General features: G+C 43.8%; 16 protein-coding genes. 13 read left to right on the forward strand and 3 right to left on the reverse strand.

Features of this window, described 5'->3' with window-relative positions; genetic code table 11:
* Window positions 1-6: 6 nt before the first annotated feature.
* From walK to BM184_RS11850, 7 genes are all read left to right on the forward strand, one after another.
* Window positions 7-1,854, forward strand: coding sequence for a cell wall metabolism sensor histidine kinase WalK (gene walK / locus BM184_RS11820; RefSeq protein ID WP_086943789.1), 1,848 nt, complete (start codon window positions 7-9; stop codon window positions 1,852-1,854).
* Window positions 1,851-3,167 (forward strand): YycH family regulatory protein, encoded by a 1,317-nt coding sequence (locus tag BM184_RS11825; protein WP_086943790.1) that lies wholly within the window; start codon window positions 1,851-1,853, stop codon window positions 3,165-3,167. The genes walK and BM184_RS11825 overlap by 4 nt, the downstream gene beginning before the upstream one ends.
* Window positions 3,157-4,068: a two-component system regulatory protein YycI gene (locus BM184_RS11830; RefSeq protein ID WP_177208646.1), complete on the forward strand. Its 912-nt coding sequence runs from the start codon at window positions 3,157-3,159 to the stop codon at window positions 4,066-4,068. Before BM184_RS11825 ends, BM184_RS11830 begins: the two co-directional genes overlap by 11 nt.
* A 364-nt stretch (window positions 4,069-4,432) precedes the next feature.
* Window positions 4,433-6,298: a DUF2207 domain-containing protein gene (locus BM184_RS11835; protein ID WP_086943792.1), complete on the forward strand. Its 1,866-nt coding sequence runs from the start codon at window positions 4,433-4,435 to the stop codon at window positions 6,296-6,298.
* A 132-nt stretch (window positions 6,299-6,430) separates the two neighbouring features.
* The gene (locus BM184_RS11840; protein WP_177208647.1) at window positions 6,431-7,951 is read left to right on the forward strand and encodes a pyruvate kinase; all 1,521 of its coding nucleotides are present in this window, start codon (window positions 6,431-6,433) and stop codon (window positions 7,949-7,951) included.
* 148 nt (window positions 7,952-8,099) lie between these two features.
* A complete protein-coding gene (locus BM184_RS11845) occupies window positions 8,100-8,888 on the forward strand; it encodes an MBL fold metallo-hydrolase (RefSeq protein WP_177208649.1) in 789 nt (262 codons plus the stop codon).
* Window positions 8,889-9,290: 402 nt separating this feature from the next.
* Complete coding sequence (locus tag BM184_RS11850) at window positions 9,291-10,568, forward strand: S1C family serine protease (RefSeq protein ID WP_218151037.1); 1,278 nt, start codon at window positions 9,291-9,293, stop codon at window positions 10,566-10,568.
* 542 nt (window positions 10,569-11,110) lie between these two features.
* On the opposite strand, the gene BM184_RS11855 is transcribed toward BM184_RS11850, so the two are convergent.
* The 3 genes from BM184_RS11855 to tnpB form a co-directional block, all read right to left on the reverse strand.
* The gene (locus BM184_RS11855; protein ID WP_086943794.1) at window positions 11,111-11,779 is read right to left on the reverse strand and encodes a potassium channel family protein; all 669 of its coding nucleotides are present in this window, start codon (window positions 11,777-11,779) and stop codon (window positions 11,111-11,113) included.
* A 24-nt stretch (window positions 11,780-11,803) separates the two neighbouring features.
* Window positions 11,804-13,183, reverse strand: coding sequence for a TrkH family potassium uptake protein (locus BM184_RS11860; RefSeq protein ID WP_245830780.1), 1,380 nt, complete (start codon window positions 13,181-13,183; stop codon window positions 11,804-11,806).
* Between the two features lie 242 nt (window positions 13,184-13,425).
* Entirely contained in the window at window positions 13,426-14,505 is a 1,080-nt protein-coding gene (gene tnpB / locus BM184_RS11865; protein ID WP_086943796.1) for an IS200/IS605 family element RNA-guided endonuclease TnpB, read from the reverse strand.
* A 373-nt stretch (window positions 14,506-14,878) separates the two neighbouring features.
* Here tnpB and rlmH point away from each other — a divergent pair, with 373 nt between their 5' ends.
* The 6 genes from rlmH to BM184_RS15420 form a co-directional block, all read left to right on the forward strand.
* Complete coding sequence (rlmH, locus tag BM184_RS11870; protein ID WP_086943797.1) at window positions 14,879-15,358, forward strand: 23S rRNA (pseudouridine(1915)-N(3))-methyltransferase RlmH; 480 nt, start codon at window positions 14,879-14,881, stop codon at window positions 15,356-15,358.
* A 670-nt stretch (window positions 15,359-16,028) separates the two neighbouring features.
* The gene (locus tag BM184_RS11875) at window positions 16,029-18,905 is read left to right on the forward strand and encodes an ATP-dependent helicase (RefSeq protein WP_086943798.1); all 2,877 of its coding nucleotides are present in this window, start codon (window positions 16,029-16,031) and stop codon (window positions 18,903-18,905) included.
* Window positions 18,906-20,636: a site-specific DNA-methyltransferase gene (locus BM184_RS11880; RefSeq protein WP_086943799.1), complete on the forward strand. Its 1,731-nt coding sequence runs from the start codon at window positions 18,906-18,908 to the stop codon at window positions 20,634-20,636.
* Window position 20,637: 1 nt separating this feature from the next.
* On the forward strand, window positions 20,638-23,244 hold the full coding sequence (locus BM184_RS11885; RefSeq protein WP_086943800.1) for a TnsA endonuclease N-terminal domain-containing protein: 2,607 nt from the start codon (window positions 20,638-20,640) through the stop codon (window positions 23,242-23,244).
* Window positions 23,245-23,638: 394 nt separating this feature from the next.
* Window positions 23,639-24,484: a hypothetical protein gene (locus BM184_RS11890; protein ID WP_086943801.1), complete on the forward strand. Its 846-nt coding sequence runs from the start codon at window positions 23,639-23,641 to the stop codon at window positions 24,482-24,484.
* 366 nt (window positions 24,485-24,850) lie between these two features.
* Window positions 24,851-25,093, forward strand: a 243-nt coding sequence (locus BM184_RS15420; protein ID WP_218151036.1) for a hypothetical protein, incomplete at its 3' end; no start/stop codon positions are given.

Below are 25,093 nucleotides of genomic sequence, written 5' to 3' on the forward strand. Positions count from 1 at the left end.
CAGTATATGAACAAAAAGATACGTTTGGTTCACTCCATCCATTTCAAGATACCGATGCTGTTCATTCTTCTCCTGTTGGTATCCCTGCAACTGATTGGGGCTTATTTTATCCGTGAACTGGAAACGAAAATGATCAGCAATTTCGACAGCCAGATGAGCCTGAATGCGGGCTTTCTGGAAAAAACGCTGCAGCCGATCCTGATGGCCGATGATACGGATAAGCTGGAGGAGTCGGTGCAGACCATCCTCAGCGATTTTACGGGTGCCAACATCCTGGAAACGCAGGTCATGGATGAGCAGGGATACATTCTCGGAATCAATGACCAAACGCTGCAATCGCTGATCGGAACGAAGTCGACCGATCAGGATGTCCAACAAGTCATTCTTCTGGATGCACCTTCTTCCTATCAATATGTGAAGGAAGACACGAATAGCCGCGTACTGAAGAACATCAGTCCGATCTATTCGACGGACAATACGGGTACCCTGATCGGCGTCTTGGTGATGGAATCGAACATCGAATCGGTCTATTCGCAGATGAGCCAGACGGTGAGCATCTTTCTGAATGCTTCGGTCGTGGCGATCATCATTACGATTGTGCTGGCTGTGATCATCTCCCGCGGCATCACGCGGCCCATATCAGAAATGCGCCGACAGACGGCGAACATTGCCGATGGGGATTATTCCGGCAAGGTGACCGTCTATGGAGCGGACGAATTGGGCGAATTAGCTGAGACCATCAATGACCTGTCCTACAAAGTCAAGGATGCCCAGGAAACGACAGAATCGGAGCGCCAAAGGTTGGACAGCGTCCTGCGCCACATGACGGATGGCGTGTTGGCCACCGACCGCCGCGGCAAGATCATCATCATCAACAGCCGGGCGATGGATCTGCTCTCGATTTCACAAGACAGAGCGATCGGACAATCGATCATGAAGGTGCTGAAGCTAGGCGAGAAATTCACTTTCCGCCAGTTGCTGGAGACGCAGGATGAATTGATCCTGAACATCCCGACAGACGATCAGGATACGATCCTGCGCGGTGAATTTTCCGTCATCCAGCGGGAATCCGGCTTCATCAGCGGATTGGTGTGTGTGCTTTCCGATATTACGGAGCAGGAAAAAGTCGAACAGGAACGCCGCAGCTTCGTTTCGAACGTGTCCCATGAATTGCGGACGCCGTTGACGAGCGTGAAAAGTTACACGGAGTCGCTGATCGACGGTGCTTGGGAAGATAAAGAAATCGCTCCTGAATTCCTGAAGGTCATCTCCACGGAGACAGATCGGATGATCCGGATGATCACCGACCTGCTGAACTTATCCCGGATGGACCAAGGGAAACAGGAACTGAACCTGGAGTTCGTCAGCATCAACGAATTGGTCGCGCATATCATCGACCGCTTCGAAATGGTGTTGAAATCGGAACAGTACCGCAACAAAAAATACAAGATCGAGCGGGACTTTACGCAGCGTACGCTATGGGTCGAAATCGATCAGGATAAATTTATCCAGGTAATCGACAACATCATGAACAATGCCATCAAATATTCTCCGGACGGCGGGAAAATCACCTGCCGACTGATGGAGACGCACAACAGCGTCGTCATCAGCATTACCGATGAAGGCTTGGGCATTCCGCGCAAAGATATCGGCCATGTCTTTGACCGTTTCTACCGGGTCGATAAGGCCCGCGCACGTTCGATGGGCGGCACCGGACTTGGATTGGCCATTTCAAAAGAGGTCGTCCAATTGCACGGCGGAAAAATCTGGGTGACCAGCGTGGAAAATAAAGGATCGACTTTCTTTATTTCCTTGCCTTACATTCCGATGGACGAGGAGGATGAGTGGGGATGAAACATAAAGAATCACCGATGCTGAGCGCGTTGCTGTACACTTTGGTCGCAATCAGCCTGTTCCTTACTGTAAGGATCCTTTCCACTCCGAGTACGGTCGGTTTAAGCCAAAATTCGACGACATCCGTCTCCGCCAATCTGACCAACACGAAGAAGGTAGAGGATGTCTTTGCGCCGATCAGGATGATCATCCATACGGATAAGCGCATCTATTTGACGCAGGAACCCGAAATCATGCAGAGCGTGAATGAGCTGTTGAGTGAGAGCGTGTTTGACGGAATCGAGGGAGTCTCCACCTACACGCAGGAGGACTATGATGCGCTCATCCTCTCGCCGACGCAACTGGAAATCCGCTTTGCTGAGGAGGTTCCGCTGGAGCTGCTTTCACGTTATTTCACGAATCTCCAGGAGGAATATTACGATGAGGGCGTCGATCGGATCATCCTCAACTCAAAGGAGGAAGATCCCGTCTATCTGCTGAATGATGAGACGAAGCAAGTGTTCACAGTAGCGCGGCCGGATAATCTGCTGCAGCCGTTGGTGGACCTTTACGAAGGTCAAAAGGAAGCGTACATGGAAGTGGAATCGTATCAATCCGAATCATCCATCTCCTACCTTCCGACAGAGGCAATCACGATCGAAAAGTTGGTCTATCTGGTGGAAAAGCCTTCGAACAGCTATTTCATCGATCTGCTTTTCGATGACACAACCGACCTGAAGGATAACGGAAGCGATGCATTCGTGAGCTACAGTGATAACATCTCCGAATTGAGCATTGATAAGGAAACAGGGCAGTTGAGCTATTACCGCAACATCCTCGATGCCGAGGAGCTGCCTGATTACCGCCTGATCCGCGACAGTTTCCATGAAATCAAGATGTTGGACAATTGGACGAATCCTTTTTACTTCTATGGGTTTGATGAGGGGACGGACAACGTCTATTACCGCAGATATGTGAACGGCTATCCGATCTTCGGGGAAGTCGATTACGGCTTGACGCAGATCCATATGTCCGGATCATCCTTGACTGAACTGCAATTCCTGACGCAAGTCATCCAGACGCCGCTGACGGATCGCGGAGAGGATGTCACCCTGTTGAGCGGAAAAGACCTTTTGGCCGCTCTGGATGCCGGTGGCTACAGCAGCCAAGAGATTCAGATGATCGCTTTGGGGTATGATTGGACCTTCAGTGAGGAATCCAACCGTCTCGTCAATCTGACGCCTAAATGGTTCATCCAGATCGACGGCGCATGGAAGGCGCTGGATCAATGGATCGGCGGAACGGAAACGGAGGCGGATGATAGTGGACTTTAGACGCATCAAAATCATTTTTATCCTCACCTTTGCAGCTTTGAACATCTACCTGCTCAGTGTGCTGTTGGAAAAAAACGCGACAACCTTGAGCTTCGGCACCGAGAGCAGCACGCTGAACATCGAAGAGGCAATGAAGGCCGATGACATCAGCTTTTCGGCTTTGTCGTCCGATCAGGAGAAAATCCCTTTGCTGAAGACGGACAAAGGCAGCACGTTGGAGTCCGATCAGTCAAAATTGGTGAATCAGACGACTGTCTTTGAGGATGGTGTGTTGTTCAGCACCTTGTCCGAGCCGATCCCGCTTGAGATTGATGCGGAAGATTTGGCGATTGTCGACAGAACGCCGATCACGGATTTCATTTTGCAAGGCAACGTACTCCACGGAGCCGAATATACCTTCCTAACGTATTTGCCGCTGAGAAGACAACTTGTGTACGCGCAAGTCGCGAACAATATCCCTATCGGCGACAGTACGGGCAGCATCACTTTCAACCTGGATCCCGATTATGAGGTTATTTCCTATGAACAGACTTTTGCGGGCACGGCGGAAGTGCAAGGCAACAGCCGGACTGTGATTTCACAGAAGCGGGCGGTTGAAGCACTGTACCTCAACAACCAGATTCCGGCGAATTCCACCGTGCGGACGGTGCAATTGACGTATTACCGCACGCTGAGTCTGTCGGATATGGATATCTACAGCCCGATGTGGTATATCGAGCTTGAAATCGAGAATGCGCCTGTGGAAATCAGACGGGTGGATGCGTTGACCGGCAGCATCATCACGACGCCTACCGTTACGCTTCCGTCAGCCGAAGCGCAAGTCAAGGCGAAGACAGCCACCAGCAGTGCGTTGCTGCTGGAGGAAGAGGACTCTTCGCAAACAGACAACGCAGTGGATTGAAACGGAAATTGTTTTCTAAACCAACACTTAAAAAAGGAAGGGTCTCGAAATGAGGTTCTTCCTTTTTTAATATATAACTAATCCTATAATATTTTAGATTGCAAAAGTGCATCACCTTCGGTGCTTTAAAGATTCCAAAAAAATTGTGCACCAAAATGAGTTGTCCAGCTATCCAAGCCTGCCTCTCGGAAATTAGATAAATCTGACCCATTGCGCTCTACGATGCTCATTCAGGGCCAGATTTCCTAAATTTCTTTCGAGGCAGAGCGGGCTTGGATAGCTTTTCTTACTGTCTTAAGTTTGTTAAAATGGGGGTATCAGAAGCGACAAGCTTGATGGAGGGTATCGGAAGGGGAAGGTAATAATGAAACGGATAGGCTCAATTGTGCTGTTCATGTTCTTTTTTTTGATCGGATTTGGACAGAAGGAAGTACAGGCCCGTTCCTATGAGATTACGAATTATGATGTGTTGGTTGAAATACAGCGGGATGGTAGCGCTTTTTTCACAGAGAGCATCACTTACGATTTTGAAGGGGAATTCAATGGGGTGCTTTATGACTTGGATATTTCGGAGGTAGCGGACCCGACAGACGTGAAGGTTTCGATGCAAGGCTATCTGTCGGAAAATCCTTTCCCTTTTGCTTTAAGCGACACGGAGGAATCGGGAACGTTCAAACTGGACAACACCGGCGATTTCCTGAATTTCACCGTCTACAACAAAATGACCGATGAGATCCAGACGGTCATCTACCAATACCGCATTCCCGAAATCGTCACGAATTATAACGACATTGCTGAGTTCAATCGCAAAGTCATCGGTTCCGCCTGGGAGGATCCATTGAACGATGTGGACGTCACCGTTCTTTTGCCGGAAGCCACCGGCGAAGAGGAATTGCGCGCTTGGGGACACGGCGGCGATGAGAACAGTACAGTAGTGTTGGAAGACAACCAAAAAGTCCTGCTTTATGTCCCGCAGAATCCGGCTAACCAGTTCGTGGAGGCCCATGTGATCTTCCCGACCAGCATCACCGCAGACAATCCGAATGTCGTGAACGAAGACAAATTCGATGAAATCTTGGCGCAGGAAGCCGCATTGGCGGAGGAAGAAGAACGCAATGCGATGATCTTCGGCATCCTCAGTGCGGTATTGGCGGTGGTCGCGCCGATCCTGCCGATCCTGGTGTTCCTTTGGATAAGGAAAGCCAGAAAAAAAGAAATCCCGCAGGAAATCCATCTGCCGGACCATATCTATGAATTGCCTGAGGATATGACGCCGGCCGTCATGAACGGTGCCGTCTTCAGCGGCAATGTGCAGGCTGCCGACATTTCGGCGACTATCCTGGATCTGGTGCGGAAAGGCTATCTGACGATTTCGCCGGTGCAGATTCCTCAAAAAGGGATCTTCGGGCGGGAAAAAGCGCCGGAAGACTCCTTCCGTCTGACGCAGATCAAGGATACGAAAAATGCGCCGCTCCTGAGCCACGAAAAGCAGCTTTTGGATTGGTTCATCAGCGATGTCGGGGATGGGGAAAGCGTCACCCTCGATGATATCGAGAATATCGCCGATAACTCGGCTGAAGCAAAACGATTCAATGAAAATCGGGAAAAATGGCAAGAACGCGTAATGGACGTTGCCACGCCAAAACGTAAAACCTATCGTTCGAAGGTTAATAAGAAAGCCGTTGCCTTTGCAGCACTGGCTTTGGTGGCAAATATCTTCCTTGTGATCGCTGTTGTGTTCTTCGGCGCCATGAGCGGCAATTTTACCGCTTGGGCAATCGTTCTCGCCGTTTTGGGTGCGGCTTTCAGCTTCATCCAGCTTATGGCAGTGGCGGTCAAGCCGATCATGACTGCGGAAGGTGAACGGACGAAGCAGGAATGGAACGGCTTCCGCAATATGCTGAAGGACGTGGGTGATTTCCCGATGCGTGAAGTCGGATCCATCGCTTTATGGGATCATTTCTTGGTTTATGCTGTTTCTCTGGGCGTGGCCGACAAAGTCATGAAACAGATGCAGGTCGAATTCCCGGTGAATGAAATCCAGGCTTCCGCATTCGGCAGCTATTATTACATGAACAACGCCATCTTCCTGTCTTCGCTGAACAACAGCATCAACACAGGTGTAACCAAATCGATGCCGACTTCCTCGAACAGCAGCGGCTTCGGCGGCGGTTTCAGCGGTGGTTCATCCGGCGGTTCCGGTGGCGGTTCAGGCGGAGGGGCGTTCTGACGAGCGTCATCCATACTTTCAAAAACATCCTATTCTGAAGCAGAGCAGGGTGTTTTTGTTTCAGATACCGAGTTATATTTCAGTAGACAATCCTTTGTTTCAAAGATGATGAAAGGCCGAGGTGGGTGCGGAATGAAAGAAAAAGAACGGAATGAATTGCTGTCATTATACGAGGAGATGAAGGCGCTCCGTCAGGCGGTCTATGAGGAAGGCAATGGCCTTTATGCGGAATGGAAGTCGGGTATTTCCCGGACAGCATTTGAGTTGAGCGCCAAAAACTTGGCCTACTATCTGGCGCTGCGCAGAAGGGATATCCGCCCGTTGCAGAACCGACTGTCGAAATGGGGCTTGTCCTCATTGGGAAGGACGGAATCGAAAGTACTCCAACAACTGGATGCGATTGTGCGCAACTTGGCGCTGATGTCAGGGGCGATCAAGCAGCTGTCTGACTATCCGAAGACGCCCGAGAAATTCCCGGGCCGGAAAAAACTGGCGACCGAGGCGACCGCCTTATTGGGCGATGCGCCGAAGCACCGGACGACCCGGATCATGGTCACCCTTCCGGAGCAGGCCGCAACCGACAAAGACTTCCTCGTCCGCCTGCTGGAGCGCGGCATGGATGTTGCCCGCATCAACTGCGCCCATGACGACAGTGCCGTCTGGATGAAGATGATCGAGAATCTTAAGGAAGCCCAAAAAACTGCCGGCAAGAGTTGCCGCATCTATTTTGATATCGCAGGTCCGAAGATTCGGGTGGATGCCGTCATCAGCGAAAAGGATAAACCGCGCCTTAAGGTTGGGGACTTGTTCTTTCTGACGGCGGATGCTTCCTTTAAGGATCTGAAACAATATCCGATCATTGTGTTCAGTGAAAGCCTGAACCTCTTTGATGAGCTGAAGGTCGACAGTCCGGTCATTTTGGATGATGGCGTACTGGAAGGGCGTGTCGTGGAGCAGAAACCGCAAGGCGTCGTCGTGCAGGTAGGAAAAGCGGCCAAGGCAAAAGGGATCAGAGTGAAGCCTCAGAAAGGGCTCAATTTCCCGGAATCCACTTTCAAGATGCCGATCCTGACCGAGAAGGATCGGGAAGATCTGTTGGTGGCCGAAAAAGAGTCGGATATCCTGGGCTTCTCCTTTGTCCGCGGAAGCAAGGACATTGCCGCTATCCAGAAAACTTTGGCGGAGCAGGTCGGAAGTGAAGCGGCTGCGGCCATCCCGCTTGTGATCAAAATCGAAACGGTGGAAGCTGTGAATCATCTGCCGGAACTGATTGTCGCCGCCGCCAGCAAAAATCCACTGGCGATCATGATCGCCCGCGGGGACTTGGCTGCCGAGGCCGGCTTCCTGAGGCTTTCGGAATTGCAGGAGGAAATACTCTGGATCTGCGAAGCTGCCCACATTCCCGTCATCTGGAGCACGCAGGTACTTGAGAACATGGTGAAGAACGGCGTGCCGACGCGGGCGGAAATGTCGGATGCGACGATGGCCGGGCAGGCAGAGTGCGTCATGCTGAACAAGGGCGATTTCGTGGAAGAGGGAATCACCTTGCTGGATGCGATCCTGGTGCAGAGCCAACAGAACCGATCGAAGAAGACAGCCCAGCTGCGCGCGCTCAAAATCGCCAGGAAAGCCTGGCGTAAAACAAAAAAATAAATGACTTTCTAAGTGGCCTCCTCAGGCAGTGCCGGAAGATTAACTTTTCCTAACATGGAGAAAAATTACTGGCATTTTCCAAAAAATAAGTTACACTTATGGATGTATTGGAGGGCTAAGTGTGATTGAGACAATAGAAAAAGAAGGCATGCATGTCAGTTATCTGGCGAGCGGCAGTTCCGGCAACTGCACCTACATCGAGACGCCGAAACGGAAAATATTGGTCGACTGCGGGTTGAGCGGCAAGAAGATAGCTGGTCTGATGGAAAAAATTGGCCGGAACCTTGCGGATGTGGATTCGATCCTCGTCACGCATGAGCACCGCGATCACGTGCACGGCCTGGGCGTCCTGGCGCGCAAGTACCACATGGATCTTTATGCCAACGAAGCGACTTGGAAAGCGATGGACCACATCATCGGCAACGTCAAGACCGAGCAGAAGCACATTTTCGAGATGGGCCAGGTGCTGACTTTGGGCGATGTCGATATCCAAAGCTACGGCGTTTCGCATGATGCGGCCGAGCCGCAGTTCTACTCCTTCCATTATGAAGGCAAACAGATGGTCATGTTGACCGATACCGGCTATGTCAGCGATCGCTTGCGCGGCCTTTTGCGGGATGCGGATGCGTACCTCATCGAAAGCAACCACGATCTGGAATTGCTACGCATGGGCGGGTACCCTTGGTCACTGAAACAGCGTATTTTAGGGGATGAAGGCCATCTGTCCAATGAGGATGGGGCTGCCGCCGTCGCCGAAATGCTGGGCGACCGTACGAAGCGCATCTACCTGGGGCATTTGAGTAGGGACAACAACATCAAAACGTTGGCGCACCATACGGCCGAAAGCATTCTGATGCAAAAAGGCATGGGCGTCAATGAAGATTTTTTTGTATATGATACCGATCCGGACGAGCCGACCGAGCTTTTCAGAGTTTAGTCGACAGGCAGGATTGCAGGCGCAGAAGGGGCGGATCGAGTGATTCCGCTCCTTTTTGCGTACGCAGATATGATACAATAAATGCACTGAGGAGCGATTTTCCGAATATTCTCCCACTATCTTCATAATTTATTCAAAATAAGGGACTATACTGAGATTGTAGAACGATAAGGAGGAATCACAATGGACAGGAACGAAGAAAACAAAAACAATCCGCTTAATCCAGAAGAAGCATACAATGAAACGGAAACTGAAATGGAATCGACTGCCACCGAAGCTCCATCTGCTGATCACAATCAAGAAGACTTATCCGAAGAAACAGAAATAGATGCAGAGTACACTGAAATAAAAGAAACGGCCAGCGAAGAAGAACCGGTTGTGGAACCAGCCGCAAGAGCGACGATGAACAAAGAGGAACGCGCGCGCGTATACAACAGCGTAAGCGAAACTGAAGAAGCCTCAAGGCGTCCGAAAGATCGTAAAAATTCACCGATCAAGAACGGCATCGTCGGCGGATTGATCGGCGGCGGGATGGTCGCCCTGATCGGCGCCGGCTTACTTTTCGGTTCGGGCATCCTCGGCAACGGATCCGGAACAGGCGACAACGGAAGCACGTCCGTCAACGAGACGGTGACGGATATCGCCGTCAATGTGACGAGCGATACGACTGCCGCTGTGGAAAAGGTGCAGGATGCGGTCGTTTCCATCATCAATATGCAGGCGGGCAACACGAATATGTTCGGTTTTGATCTGCCGCAGAACTCATCCGACACCACAAACGGCGCTCTGGAAACATCCAGTGAGGGCAGCGGCGTCATCTATAAGATTGAGGGTGACCTGGCCTATATCGTTACGAACAACCACGTCATCGACGGGGCCGATGAACTGGAAATCCTGATGAAGGACGGCACGAAAGAAGTGGCGACCGTCGTCGGCAGCGATATCTGGACCGATTTAGCCGTTTTGACGATACCGGCAACAAGCGTCACTGCTGTGGCTTCCTTCGGCGATTCGGACGCTGTCAATGTGGGTGAACCAGCCATTGCAATCGGTTCTCCACTTGGAACCGAGTTCGCGACTTCGGTCACGCAAGGTATCATTTCAGCCAAAAACCGTTCCGTATCCACAGATGTGGATGGGGACAGCATCGTCGACTGGGATGTGACGGCGCTGCAGACGGATGCGGCAATCAATCCGGGCAATTCCGGTGGTGCCCTGATCAATATCGCCGGCCAGGTCATCGGCATCAACTCGATGAAGATTTCCGATTCGAACGTTGAGGGGATGGGCTTTGCGATTCCGAGCAATGACGTCCTGACCATCATCAATGAACTGGAGCAGAACGGCGAAATCATCCGTCCGATCCTGGGCGTATCCATGCTCGATCTCTCCCAGATCTCCGCGTCCCAACAAAGCTCTGTCCTGGCACTGCCTGAGGATGTGACGGAAGGTGTCGTCATCGCCGAAGTTCAAGCCTTGTCCGCAGCCGAATTGGGCGGCTTGGAACAATACGATGTCATCACGGAAATGAACGGCGAAGCCGTGACGAGCATCGTCGACCTGCGCAAGATCCTGTATGCACTGGAAGTGGGAACCGATGTGGAAATCTCCTACTACCGCGAAGGCACGCTGCAGTCAACGACTGTAACACTGACCGAAGGACAAACTTCAGCCGAATAAACTGAAAGAATAATGAACGTTGAACACCCCGCATGGCTTCCCTCGAGAGGAGCCGTGCGGGGTGTTTTGCGATTTAACCCTGAAAAGAGCAGGAATCCACAAGAATGTGGATAATTTCTGTGGAAAAAAAGTTTTTGTGTGCAAAACGCGTAAATGGTTATGGGAGCGGTGCTTTCTGAAAACGGAAGTTATCCACAGAAATCGGATAAGTCTGTGCATAAAAATGTGACCGCATGTGAAAAAAGTTGGATAATCTTTGGTAAATAAGGTTTAAAAGTCGATTTGATTGCTCAACAGGGTGTGTGCATAACTGTAGGGGCGGGAGGATAATTCAGTTTAAGGATAATCAAGATAATGTGGCCAAAAATAATGCTACCACTAGATAACGGGGGAACGTGTGTACAGGTGTATAACTTTTGTGGATAAGGTGTGGGTTGAATGTGTGAAGTGGGTATAACCGAGGCCGTAATCGGACAAGCGGGTAGCTCGCACTGCTGCGCATAAAGAAAGGACTGCCCCCATTGGAGACAGCCCTCAGTAAATCAAGTCAGTTGATTCAAATAGTCATAACGTTCAAAAACATCCGATTCAGTGATGCCCACAAGTACAATGTCTTTATCCACAACATAATCGCCTGAGAATGATACATTCAGGTGCTCGCCGCGGTGTTTGCGGAGTCCGATGATGTTGATGTCGTATTTGTTGCGCAGGTCCAAGTCTCCGAGTGTTTTGCCTACCCATTTGGCAGGAGGATAGAATTCGATGATGGAAGTCTGTGCATCCAAGTTCACCACATCTTCAATGTTTGTGCGTAGGATGTTTTTGGCGACGCGCATCCCGGTTTCCTTTTCCGGCAGGATGACAGTGTCGGCGCCGATCGCCTCCAAAACCTCACGGTAGTTTTTGTTTTTGGCTTTTGCGATGATATGCTTGATGCCGAGTTTTTTGCAGTTCATGACGGCCAGCACGCTTGCTTCCAATACCGTACCGGTAGCAATCACGACCACATCGCAGTCGGCGAGTCCGATCGATTCCAGTAAAGCCAAATCGGTTACGTCCCCGATGATTCCTTTTGTGATGAATGGTTCCAGACGGTTAACGTTCTCAGGATCCTTGTCGACAGCGATAACGTCCGAATCGAATTCGCTCAACGTTTTCGCAATTGTCGATCCAAAAATACCAAGCCCCAAAATTCCAACCAATTTACTCATATGTAGATACGCTCCTCTTTGCTATTATCCGATCAGGATAGTTCCTTTAGAAAATTCAACATCATGGACTTTCTGCGTGCGTCTGACTAGGCTGTCCAGCATGGTGATCGGGCCGATACGCCCTGCGAACATCAGAACCATGATCACAGCTTGACTCAATTCCCCTAGAGTTGGGGTAAGGTTGGCGCTGACTCCCACCGTCGCAAGCGCAGAGACTGCTTCAAACAGAATGTAAATGAAATCCACCTCAGGATTCAGAATACTCAATACGCTGGTACCAAGAATCAAGGTTCCCAGCAGCGCCATAAAGATGACGAAAGCCTGACGGACTTGCTGGCGGCTGATTGTGTGGTTCGCGATATTCACATTGCTCTGTCCGCGCAACTCGTTGTAGAGTGTCAGGAAGATGATTGCGAATGTCGTGGTTTTCAGACCGCCCGCGGTACCCCCTGGAGAACCACCGACAAACATGGTCAACACAAACCAGAAGAGTGTAAAAGGATAAACGGTCGTGTAGTCGATCGTTGCGAAACCGGCAGTACGCATGGTGACAGTCTGGAAATAACCGGCCATGAGTTTTTGCGGGAAGGTGAATGTTCCGATTGAATTCGGATTGTTGTATTCAACGGCAACAAAGAAGACAAGACCGACAAGGATGATGACAAGCGAAACGCCTATAGCAAGGCGACTATGCAACGACAGGCCACGGAAAAAGACTTTCAGGCTAGGTCTGCATTTTTTGCCAAAATAGCATTTTACGCTTTTCGATACATCGAACCAGACTGAGAAACCGATACCGCCCAGGATGATGAGCGAGGTGATGACATAGTTCACCAACGGGTCATGGACGTAATCCACGAGGCTGACGTTTCCCATCGGGTCGAATCCGGCATTACAGAACGCGGAAATCGCCAAGAAAAGTGAAGTGAAAAGGCCAAGCGACCAACCCATTTCCGGCACAAAGCGGATGGAAAGCAGAAGGAAACCGGTCAATTCGATAACGGCGGTATATTTCAGGATATCCGATAGATATTCCCTAAAGCCGCGCGCGTCACCACGGTTGATTCCTTCCTGAACGGCTAGCCGGTTCTTCAGTCCCATCCTGCCTTTAAGGCGCGTGATGACGGAAGCAATCAGGGTCATCAACCCCAAGCCCCCGATCTGCATCAGGGCCATCCCGACGACCTGGCCGAAGATCGTATAGGAGTCATGGACGGATTCGGTGAACAGGCCGGTCACACAAACCATCGATATAGCAGTGAATAAGTTGTCGAAATAGGTTGCATTCGAAGTGGGTAGCTGACTGATGGGCAGCGTAAGTAAAATCGATCCGGTAAAGATGACAAAGGCAAAGCTCGTTGCGATCTTTTGCGAAACAGACCAACCCGAAAATTTCTTTAACACAATGGTTCCAATTCTCCTCTCAAATAGCATGCGGATAGGATTTGTAACTTCATTATAATGCTACCGCATGATTAAGCAACTCAAAAGCATAAGGGTATCGTGAACTACCCCCATTAAACTAATCTCTATGGATTGGTTTAATGGGAGCTTCCTACGAACTCCTTCCTTGCCTGCGTATGTCTTTGCAGACAGCGGGAATGGATATGGGTAGGCTCAAAAGGCAGTACCTGCCTCCTATTTTTTTACTTGGCTAACGCCAAGAGGTTCTTGCTGGCATTGATGTCCCGGTCGTGGGTTGCACCGCAAGCCGGACAGGTCCATTCCCTGATATGTGGGGCTTTCTTGCCGTCCCGATGTCCGCAAGTGGAACAGATTTGGGTGGACGGATAAAACCTATCAGCCTTGATGAGCGTCCGGCCTTTCCATTCGGATTTGTACGCCAACTGCCTGCAGAATTCGGACCAACTGACATCCCCAATCGCTTTCGCGAGTTTGTGGTTCTTCATCATATTCGAACTCCGCAGCGTCTCGATCACGATGACTTGGTTTTCGTCCGTGATTTGGTTGGAGAGTTTGTGCAGGAAGTCTTTGCGTTGGTTCGCAATCTTTTCGTGCTTTTTGGCCAGTATCAAGCGTGCTTTTTCCTGGTTCTTGCTGCCTTTTTGTTTGCGGGACAAGGCGCGTTGGGCTTTCTTGACTTTTTTTTCAGACCGGTACAAGCATTTCGGGTTCGCATATTTTACGGATTCCCCGGCATCGTTTGTGGTTATAGCGAAGTCGGAAAGGCCGAGGTCGATGCCGATTTTGTGTTCCTCCGGCAGCCATTCTGGCGTTTCCTGTTCCACCAAAATGGAAATGAAGTAGTTGCCGGCCTTGTTCATGGAAATCGTACAGGATTTGATCAGTCCGTCAAATTCTCGGTGCTGCTTGATTGTGACGAAGCCGATTTTCGGCAGTTTGATTTTTCCGCCTTCGATGCGGATATTACCACCTTGGTTGTTGGTGGTGTAGGACGCCTTCGATTTGTGTTTGACTTTGAATTTCGGAAAACCGACGGATTTGTCCCGGAAGAAGTTTTTGTAGGCTTTTTCCAAGTTCAGCTGCGCATTGGCAAGTGCGAGGCTGTCCATGTCTTTTAAAAATGGGAACTCCTCTTTATACTGAGCGGGTGTGTTTTTCAGCATTTTCCCAGTGTTTTTGTAGTGATCGATTTTATCAGCTAGCATCTGATTGTAAATAAATCTAACCGAACCAAAACAGTTAGCAAAATAGGACTGCTGCTCTTTATTTGGATAGAGTCGAAATTGGTAGGATCTCAACACGCTTGTCCCCTCGTTTCTTACCTTAACTTACTACTCAAAGTACGCAAAACGCAGAAAAGAAAAGCAACATTCACCGATAATTAACTGAAATTCATCTCACCACTTTAGCGGTTCTGAATAGTGGGTGACTTCATTCGAAATTAATCTTAAATCATTTACGGAAAAAAGCAACTGATTTTCATGACTTTTTCAGACGAAAATTGCACTTTTCTTCATATTATAATAAGACTGTACAACCATGTTGGTTAATAATAAGATAAACATGAAATCCTAGATATATTTCCGTCAACAAGCCGTCAGAAAAAATAGACGGTTGCGAAATCGCACTTATTCCCATAGGATAGTAGATGAGAACAAAAAGGAGCGAAAAGGAATGAACATAAAAATTATTACAGTCGGAAAGCTGAAGGAGAAGTATCTGAAGGAGGGCATCGCCGAATACACGAAGCGGCTGGGCAGCTACTGCAAGCTGCAGATCATCGAAGTCGGGGACGAAAAAGCGCCCGAAACCTTGAGCGATAAAGAGATGGAAATGATCAAGGACAAAGAGGGCGAAAAAATCCTCGCCAAAATCCCGGAACAGAGCTACGTCTTCGCGATGGCGATCCAGGGCAAACAGTACGATTCAGTGGAATTCGCCAACGAAATCGACAAACTCGGCACCTCCGGCAAAAGTGACATCATCTTCATCATCGGCGGCTCGCTCGGCCTCAGCCAAGCCGTCCTGTCCCGCGCCAACCAACACATCTCCTTCGGCAAACTGACCTACCCGCACCAACTCATGCGCCTCGTGCTCGTCGAACAGATCTACAGAGCGTTCCGGATTATCCATGGGCATGCTTATCACAAATAAATGAGGTTATTTATCGAAACCACAGATTCAACTGATACGGTTGTCGTTGGTAATTCTAAAAGAGTGTCACACTAATTTCCCGTGACTAAAAGTCATGCTTATCATAAATAAATGAGATTTTTATAGTATGTTGAAAGGCACAGAACTAGGCATTGAAAGATTTTTCAATGTTTGAAGTTATATTCCGTATTCCTGGAATAGTGTTTCGTCTTGTAGTATTTCCTTGTTTCAGGAAAAAATCTACGGTGTGAATATCCAATCGATTTTTGAAATCGATAAAGCAGATTTGTGTGGGTGGATATAAGTTTCTATCATTTCGAAGTTCATCCATACTAAGATGGGAGTAGATCATTTGTAAACACTCCAATGTGTTCTTTTGAATGCACCACGAGCAGTTTGTTATCTTTCTAAACTTGTTTCTACAATAAGCAATTTTTAAACATTTTTTTTTTGGTATAATAATTAAAAGAAGCTTTGATATGGATAGTGGGTTACATGTTGTTAATTTAAATTTTGATACACGTATGTTCAATATTTAACTGTATCTATGTAACAAGTTCCAATATTAATTTTTGAAGGTAAAGAAAATTAGAGTTTTATCAACATAATATCGATTTTCATAAAATTAATAGGATTCATATAGTTAGACCCATTTGAAGGGGATGAGAGAATGTTTGATTTTGGACGTGCGAACGAAGCGCAAAAACAGGCAATTAGCAATATAGATGGGCCGGTATTGATATCTGCAGGGCCAGGTACTGGTAAAACGTTTACGCTTGTTATGCGAATTGTTTATTTAATTCAGGAAATGGAAATTGAACCAAATCGAATTTTCGTCACAACATTTACGGAAAAAGCTTCAAAAGAATTGCTTACACGTATTTCAAACACGCTGATGGAACGAAACATTGATGTTGACTTAAAGGAAATGTATGTTGGTACATTCCACTCTCTGTGTTTAAGGATAATTAAAGAGAATCTTGAATATTCAACTTTGCGTAAGAATTTTTCAATTCTAGATTCTTTCGACCAACAGTATTTGGTTTATCAAGAATTGAATAAAAATTTTCGCAGTGTTCAGGATTTAGATATCTTAATTGGAAAATTACCTGTTTGGAATAGAGCAGAAAAGATATGCAAATTAGTCAATGGATTAACAGAAGAATTAATTGCTATTGAAGATATTGCAACATCAACTGACCCTGAAATTAAAGTTCTAGCTTCTCTTAAAAAGAAATACGAAGAAATTTTGCAGAAACATAATCGTTTGGATTTCTCTATGATTCAATCACATTGCTTGGAGTTACTGCAAAATAATGAACAGGTATTAGAAAAATATCAAGAGCAATTCCAATATATGATGGTTGATGAATATCAGGATACAAACCATATTCAAGAGCAATTAATATTCTTGCTTTCAAAAAATAAGAATATCTGTGTTGTGGGGGATGATGATCAAGCCTTATACCGTTTTCGTGGTGCAACTATTCGGAATATTTTAGAATTTACATCGAAATTTGAACATACGACTGAAATTAAGTTAGTAGCAAATTACCGCTCCAATCCTGAGATTATATCATTCTACAACAAGTGGATGCATGACACAGAAGAACTACAAGATTTCACTTTTCAATGGGACAAATACCGCATAGATAAAACGATTGTTCCTTCTGAGTTTAATCCAACAACACCTAATGCAACATTTAAAGTTTCGGGTGTTGGAAGTGCGGAGAATTGGCATAGGAAAGTTTTAAAAACGATTCGTGATTTGGAACCATTCATTCAGGATTATAATCAAATTGCTTTCCTATTTAATTCTGTTAAGGGGAATGAGGCGAAAAATTTAGCGGATTATCTTGAAGAAAACGGAATTGGTGTTTATTCTCCGCGTTCCAACATGTTTTTTGAACGTGAAGAAGTCAAAATCGTTCTAGGAATTATGTTACTGCTTTTTCCTCTTTATGGGCAAAAGTTGCAGCGTGATGAGTTCCAATGGATTGGTGATTTGAAAGATTACTACCATGATTGTTTAATCGAAGCGTTAAGATTTTTTAAAAATGATAAACGCGCCCAACCGTGGCTGAAGGAATTAACTCTAAATCATGCGGCATTAATACGCAATACAGACTATTCTTTCTCAGGTTTGTTCTATCAGTTGTTACAGTTTGAATACTTTCATAAATTAATGGATACAGATTTATCAAGTGGAGTGGCTGATCAACGTGCCGTGCGGAATCTTTCGATACTAAGCAATCTTCTTGTGAAATTTGAGTATAACGAAAATATTTCAGTCTTCACAAAGAAAAATATCGAACGTGTTCCTGAACAATTTTTCAATAATTTTATTCGTTTCTTGCGACAAGGTGGGATTGAGGAATACCAGGATGAGACAGAGTATGCTCCAAGTGGCTGTGTGTCTTTTATGACGATTCACCAATCAAAAGGAATGGAATTTCCGGTAGTATTTGTTGGATCAATGAAACATCGGCCAAAAAACAATGCTGATGATTTGCTTGAAGAAGTTTATCGACAATACTCAGGCAGAACTTCGTATGAACCTGAAGAAAAAACAAAAATCTTTGACTATTGGCGTTTGTTTTACGTTGCTTTTTCACGGGCACAAGATATATTAGTGTTGACTACCGAAAAGAAGGATGCGGGGTCATGGCAATCGCCGTCAAAATATCTTTGGAAAGCATACGATTCACTTGTTGAGTATTCGCCAAGTAAAATTGATTTCTCTGTATTTGAATTAAATGCTGTCAAACCAATAGATATAAAACCTTCCTATGCGTTTACTTCGGACGTTACAGCGTATGAACGCTGTTCATTGCAATATAAAATGTATCGGGAGTTAGGCTTTTCACCTGTTCGTTCAGGTGCAACATTGTTCGGAAGCCTCGTTCACCAGACCATTGAAGATATTCATAAGAGCGTGATTCGTGGAGAGGGAGATGAGATTAGCACAGAGCAGGTAAATACGTGGTTTGATGCGAATTATGCGAGTTTAGCGGAAAGTCAGCATAGTTACCTTGCAGAACCTACAAAACAAGCGGCACGGAAACAAGTAGAAAATTATATGGAAAATACGAAGGATACCTGGTATTTGATTCAAGAAGCTGAAGTAGAAGTAAGTCTAGTCAAAGAGAACTTCATACTACATGGTCAGATTGACCTACTGCGTGGAGAAGGTAATACGGTTGAAATCATGGATTTCAAAGCTGAGAAAAAACCTGATTTATATATAGAACATGAACGAATTGAACAATATAAGAAACAACTAGAAGTTTATGCTCACCTTGTGGAAGAGAAATATGGATTAACAGTTTCACAAATGAAGCTATACTACACCGGTGCGAGTAATGAGAATCCAATAATATCATTTCCAAAGAATAGCGATGTAATTGAAGGAACCATAAACGAATTTACGAAGGTAGTAGATAAAATTCAACAAAAAGATTTCAAAATACTAAGCACAAATTATAAAGTTTGCAGTGAATGTGATGTGAGGTTCTACTGCAACCGCGTTGAGGGGAAGAATAATTAAATGACAGAACAAGTGGAATTATTTGAATTTGAAAAAAAGAGACCAACGATTAAGGGGTTTCCAGAATTACATTGGACAGGAAAAAGACCATTTCGATCTACCCAATATTATCCGGCCCAGTTAAAAGAAACATACGGAGAGCCAGATGAATCTGGATGGCTAAATAAAATTTTTTGGGGCGATAACTTACAAGTAATGAGTCACCTGTTGAAAGATTTTCGAGGAAATGTCGATTTAATCTATATTGATCCACCTTTTGATTCAAAAGCTGATTATAAAAAAAAAATTAAGATTAAAGGCTTAGGTGATGCAACATCTGATAGTCTCGCCTTTGAAGAGAAACAATATAGTGATATATGGACTAATGATGAATATCTTCAATTTATGTATGAACGATTGATCCTAATACGGGAACTTTTGTCTCCTAATGGATTAGTATTTGTTCATTGTGACTGGCATAAAAATAGTTATTTGCGTATAATTTTAGATGAAGTTTTTGGACCGGGAAAAATGATGAATGAAATAGTTTGGACGTACTTTGGGTTCAAACGAAAAACGGCTAGAAAATTCCCACAAAAACATGATTTGATATATGGCTACGCAAATGGAGAAGATTATACATGGAATGTTCAATATGTTCCGCACTCTGCAGAATATATTTCTAGATTTAAAACAGATGAAAACGGGAGAAAATATCGAGACGATGTTAATCCAACTGGAGGGGGAACCCGAATAATCTACCTTGATGAATTTGAAGGAGATATTGTAGATTCTGTATGGAGTGATATTCCACCCGTCAATCCTGTTGCAAAAGAGCGACAAAATTATCCCACACAGAAGCCAGAAGCATTAATAGAAAGAATTATTAAAGCAAGTACAAATGAAAATGATATAGTATTTGATTGTTTTATGGGATCTGGGACGACTCAGGCTGTTGCAACTAAACTGAACCGTAGATTTATTGGTGCTGATATTAATTTGGGTGCTGTACAGACAACAACCAAACGTTTAGCTAAATTAATTGAAGAGAAAAATTCTACGGGATTTGAAGTATATAATGTGAATAATTATGACTTCTTTAGAAACGAAGTTGAAGCTAAGCAACTTGTAATGGATGCGTTATCAATTCAACCAATGTCAGCTAGTAATATATATGATGGAGAATTAGATGGTAGAATGGTGAAAATTATGCCAATAAACCGAATAACTACACGTGTAGATTTAGGAGAACTAATTCATAATTTACCGTATGATATTTTTGAAAAAAGAAAAGTTGAAAATCCAAATGAACCTGTTGAGCGGATTACAATTGTTTGTATGGGACATGAACCAGATTTGAAGGCAGCGTTCTCTCAGGAAGTTGGGGAATTCAAAATTGATCTAGAAATTGTTGATATTCTTCGTGACAAAGCTAATCTGCAGTTGAAACGAGATTCTAGTGGATCACTAGCTATCCGCGATGGGAAACTATACATCGAATCTTTCTATCCAATGAACTTATTGCAAAAATTAAGCTTACAGAAAGAAGGCGTGGAAGATTGGAAACAATTAGTTGAGTCAGTTATGATTGATTTCAACTATGATGGTGTTGTATTAGCACCAAGTTGTATTGATATTCCTACGAGTAATGAACTAGTTAAAGGTGTATATGATATTCCTGAAGATACTGGAACGATTCGTGTGAAAGTTACGGATGTTTTATCTGAATCTCTTGAATTAGAGGTGAAGTAACATGGTGATAAAAAAGAAAACTACAGAAGTAAACTTAGATTTTAGTTTCTTTGAATTTTTACATGCTTACTATGAAGAGAACAAAGGACGTATTCGCCAGCATTATCGTGATTTAACTAAAAAGTTTTTAGAATACAATGATCCATCAACTGGTGATGGCGCGTTTTTGCGTCAACCACAATATGAGGCATTGGAGATGTATGTATTCATTAAAGAATTTTTGAACAATGAAACTATGCTTCAGCTAGTTCGTGATTGGCATAATAAAGAAGGGAGTTTTTTAGAAACTCAAAATTGGGTAACTAAGACTGATGGGACCACCGGGCAAATGAGTTTCTATGATATGTCTGAGTCAGATTTTGAAATTTTAGAAGGGCAGTTAGAAGCTGTAAAGACGAGCTATCCGAATTATATTTATGCACTAACAATGGGGTTGGGTAAAACAATCTTAATGGCTACGTGTATCTTTTATGAGTTCTTACTAATGAATAAGTTTCCAAAAGATAAGAAATATTGCCACAATGCGATTGTTTTTGCCCCAGATAAAACAGTTTTGCAGTCATTACGCGAAATCATGACGTTCGATAAATCAAAGGTAGTTCCAAGAGAATATGCATCTTTACTTGAATCAAACATGAAGTTTCACTTTTTAGATGATACGAACACTATGCTGTCAACGATTGATGGTTCAGACTTTAATATCGTTATCGTAAATAATCAAAAAATCATAACCAAACGTCGTCGGAAAAAAGAGACCGCTACAGATTCCTTATTTAAACCAGAACCTGGACCAGAGGATGGATTTTACTCAGATATTATGACTCAGATTTTTGGTAATAATGAGGATATTTTCACACCGAATGACATCACTATCAATCATCGTTTCAGTAAGTTATCTCGTTTACCGCAACTAGGTGTTTATGTGGATGAAGCACACCATTTGTATGGTATTGAACTAAAGAATAGTTTGAATACTGCTTTACGTGATACGATTGATTTACTTGACGGAGTATTGCAAGACCAAGGAACTCAGGTAGTGTCATGTTATAATTTTACCGGTACACCATATGTACAGAAAGTTACATTACCAGATGTTGTTTACTCTTATGGGTTAAAAGCTTCAATTGCAAAAGGGTACTTGAAAAACGCTATTCGATACGGATACGAAAATGTTCAAGAAAAAGGATTCTTACAAGATGCGATTCAGGATTTTTGGGAAGAGTATGGTGAAAATACATATGAAGGATTGCTTCCCAAATTAGCTATTTTTACAAAAAATCAAGATGATATAGACAATACTGTTTTACCAGAAATTGAGGAAATATTAGCGAGTATGAATATTCCTCTAGATAAAATTTTGGTTAATACACAAAAGTCTAGTGCAGAAGAAGTTCGTGATTTTAATAATTTGGATGTCGTAGGAACGACAGGGGCAAATAAACAATTTATCATTTTGATTGATAAAGGTCGTGAAGGATGGAATTGCCGATCGTTGTTTGGTGTGGCGATGCATCGGAAACCAACTAGTAATGTATTTGTGCTACAAGCGACCATGCGTTGTCTGCGCCAAATTACAGACACACAACAAACAGCACGGATTTATCTATCTGAAGAAAATCGAAAAATTTTGAATGATGAATTAGAAAATAACTTTCGTATGAGCATTGAGGATCTAAAAGAAGGCTCAGAACAGAAAACCTATTATATACGAGTGAACCCGCCAGAACATGAAATCGAGTTAAAACGGTTAAAAAGAATTTATCAATTTGAAACAGTGAATGAACCGTCACCACTTGATTTCCAATTGGATGAACTAGATTATTCTAAATATAAAATGACACTTTACAAGCAAACAAGTATGGACTTGAATCCAACTGAAAGTTTGGAAGAATTAAACGCAGATAAATACGATAGTTATCGTTATTCTAAGTTGACACTTGTTGGAGAAATCGCACGGTATCTAAATATGGATCCTATAGAAGTTGATACGATTTTATTGGAGTCAAAAGACGGTTTGGAAAAATTACTTGATACAGTGAATCAATATCAAGGTATTCTTTATGAGCGAATAATTCCTGCGGTTTTCCGCTATAAGTATCATATTTCCTCCTATATTACAACTGAAGAAAGAACGGTATCGTTGCTAAAAATCCCTGTAGGAGAAAAAGATTATTATAAATTTCATGGGAAGCCAGACATGGTGATACGCGATAAAGATGATTCCATCCAGAGATTTAAAGATAAATCCTTCCATGCAGATACGTATGTATTTGACTCAATCCCTGAAAGGGAGTTATTCAAACAATATTTGGAAAGTGATGATGTGGAAGAAATATATTTTACAGGTATGTTCACAAGTAAGCAAGGAGAATTTTACATTCAATATATTGACCCGGTTTCTCATCGCGTTCGGAATTATTTTCCAGACTTTGTTGTGAAGAAGAAAGACGGAACACATGAAATTATTGAGGTTAAGGGTGATAACAAAGCTGAGGATGAAATAGTTTTGGCTAAAGCATCCGCTGCGGAAGAACAAGTTGGAGAATCTGGATACAAATATCGTATGATATTGGGTAATGATGTTTTAAGAAGAAACTATGAAATTTAGCCTATTAAATTATTGGTTTTACCGCCGAAAGATGTACTTAAATTCAAAAGTCTAAATGGAATGTTCAGCATATTAGTTCTAAAATATAAGGTCAAAGTGTTGTTATATCAGCACTTTGATTTTTTAGTATCTATAAAAAAACCATAATCGCACCAGTGATGCATTTTAGTACCGAAATCATCACCATTTGCATTCAATGACTTGAACTGGTGTGATGTACTATTTTTCGGGAGAAAACAGATACCCTGGAAAATAAACGCTATAGATATGTGTTCTAAAGAGTAATATTAATATAGATTGGTAGTGAAAGTGAAGTATCTGTGTGCTACAAAAAAACAAAATAGGACCGTAAAGGTTTCGGGATTTGTTAAAGTAATGAATGTGGAGGTATGAAATGAGTCTTGGAAAAGAATCTGGTGGGTTTCTTTTAGAAAATATCTTATCAGTTTTTTCAGAATATGGAGTTGAATCAACAAAACAAATTGCCAAAGATGTTATTGAATCTACGGCCGGCGAAATAGTTGCTGAAGTTGGGCTAGATTTGATCGGTTCTATGATACCTGGCATAGGATCTTTGTATACTACATTCAAACAAAAGAAAGCTATTCAAAATATCTCTATAGGGTTAGAGGAGTTCATGAAACATCAAGAAGAAATAAACCAAAACCTTATAGCTCAGACTTCTGAAAATAAGGCCAAATTGGATGAAATTTTGAGTATAGCCCTAGAACAGATTGCAAATACTCATCAGCAAGAAAAAATCGAATATATTGTAAATGGCTATTCAGAATTAACCAAAGTTGTAAATATTAATTTTGATATGGCTCATCTGTATTTTGATACACTAAATCGACTGACTCTCCTTGATATATCATGTTTAAAGTTGTCTTACTCAACGTGGGATTTAACTAAAGACAACACTTTAACATATGAAAATATCCTTGATGAATTTGATATTAATTATGAACAATACACCGCAGTAAGAAATAATCTTGAAAGATATGGATTGTTACAAAACCAATATGAGAAAATGGTCAAAAAGGATATGGAATCTATCAACAAGAGTGTTAACGAAGTTATTACTTCATTAAATGCTACTCAGTCTGCTATCAAAGATCCTAAAAAGAAAATAAATCCGATAAAGATGAATAACAAGCTTAAGCCAAAAGCTAGAGACAAATTAATCGTATCAGGATTTGGGAGAGAATTTATCGAATTCTTTATAAAAAATATTGAGTAGTAAATTTAGAGAATTGATACGGATTACTAGATGCTCGTGTAACTTAAATTGTAGTTATAAGTATTAACAATACTTGGTAATTTTTAAAGATACTAATGCATAAAATTGGGAAGATGATGAAGCCTAAGTTCGAATATGCCTATAAGAGCCAGAAATGCACTCTTGTAGCGTTGCTCTCCAATTTACTAGTGGTTTTTAATTCAATTGTAGTTATTTAATCTGTTCAAGTGGCATTGAATAGTACAGAATATGGGCGATCTTAGAGTCGAGTGATTTTGCAATGGTACATTATTATATTTCTTTAAGAGTGGCAGCATATTGAAGTGGCTTGAAAGATTAAACAGTATCGAGTAAAGGAGGACTAACATGGCGATTATCCAGGTAGCATATGGAGTGCCCGATGATGTGTATGTAGGATTGGAAACTGGGGAATTGACGAGATTCGGCAGCGTGGTTAGAGGCCGCACAGGATTCAAGATGCATCTTAAAGAAGTCCAGATTCCAAAGACGGAAATGTCAGCGTCAAGTAGAATTGAACAGTTAACGCCAATTAATTTTGAACACTTTCGCTCACAAACATGCTCTGGCGATGCTTCATACGGTAGCTGG

Origin of the sequence: Trichococcus pasteurii, from assembly GCF_900112935.1 — a bacterium.
GTDB lineage: Bacteria > Bacillota > Bacilli > Lactobacillales > Aerococcaceae > Trichococcus > Trichococcus pasteurii.

Bases quoted from the DNA above. Each gene is read 5' to 3' on its own strand.
- BM184_RS11840 (WP_177208647.1), top strand. From the start codon at position 6,431: ATGAAAGAAAAAGAACGGAATGAATTGCTGTCATTATACGAGGAGATG.
- BM184_RS11845 (WP_177208649.1), top strand. From the start codon at position 8,100: ATGCATGTCAGTTATCTGGCGAGCGGCAGTTCCGGCAACTGCACCTAC.
- BM184_RS11855 (WP_086943794.1), bottom strand. From the start codon at position 11,779: ATGAGTAAATTGGTTGGAATTTTGGGGCTTGGTATTTTTGGATCGACA.
- BM184_RS11850 (WP_218151037.1), top strand. From the start codon at position 9,291: ATGAACAAAGAGGAACGCGCGCGCGTATACAACAGCGTAAGCGAAACT.
- BM184_RS11875 (WP_086943798.1), top strand. From the start codon at position 16,029: ATGTTTGATTTTGGACGTGCGAACGAAGCGCAAAAACAGGCAATTAGC.
- BM184_RS11880 (WP_086943799.1), top strand. From the start codon at position 18,906: ATGACAGAACAAGTGGAATTATTTGAATTTGAAAAAAAGAGACCAACG.
- rlmH (WP_086943797.1), top strand. From the start codon at position 14,879: ATGAACATAAAAATTATTACAGTCGGAAAGCTGAAGGAGAAGTATCTG.
- BM184_RS11835 (WP_086943792.1), top strand. From the start codon at position 4,433: ATGAAACGGATAGGCTCAATTGTGCTGTTCATGTTCTTTTTTTTGATC.
- BM184_RS11825 (WP_086943790.1), top strand. From the start codon at position 1,851: ATGAAACATAAAGAATCACCGATGCTGAGCGCGTTGCTGTACACTTTG.
- walK (WP_086943789.1), top strand. From the start codon at position 7: ATGAACAAAAAGATACGTTTGGTTCACTCCATCCATTTCAAGATACCG.
- BM184_RS11885 (WP_086943800.1), top strand. From the start codon at position 20,638: ATGGTGATAAAAAAGAAAACTACAGAAGTAAACTTAGATTTTAGTTTC.
- BM184_RS11890 (WP_086943801.1), top strand. From the start codon at position 23,639: ATGAGTCTTGGAAAAGAATCTGGTGGGTTTCTTTTAGAAAATATCTTA.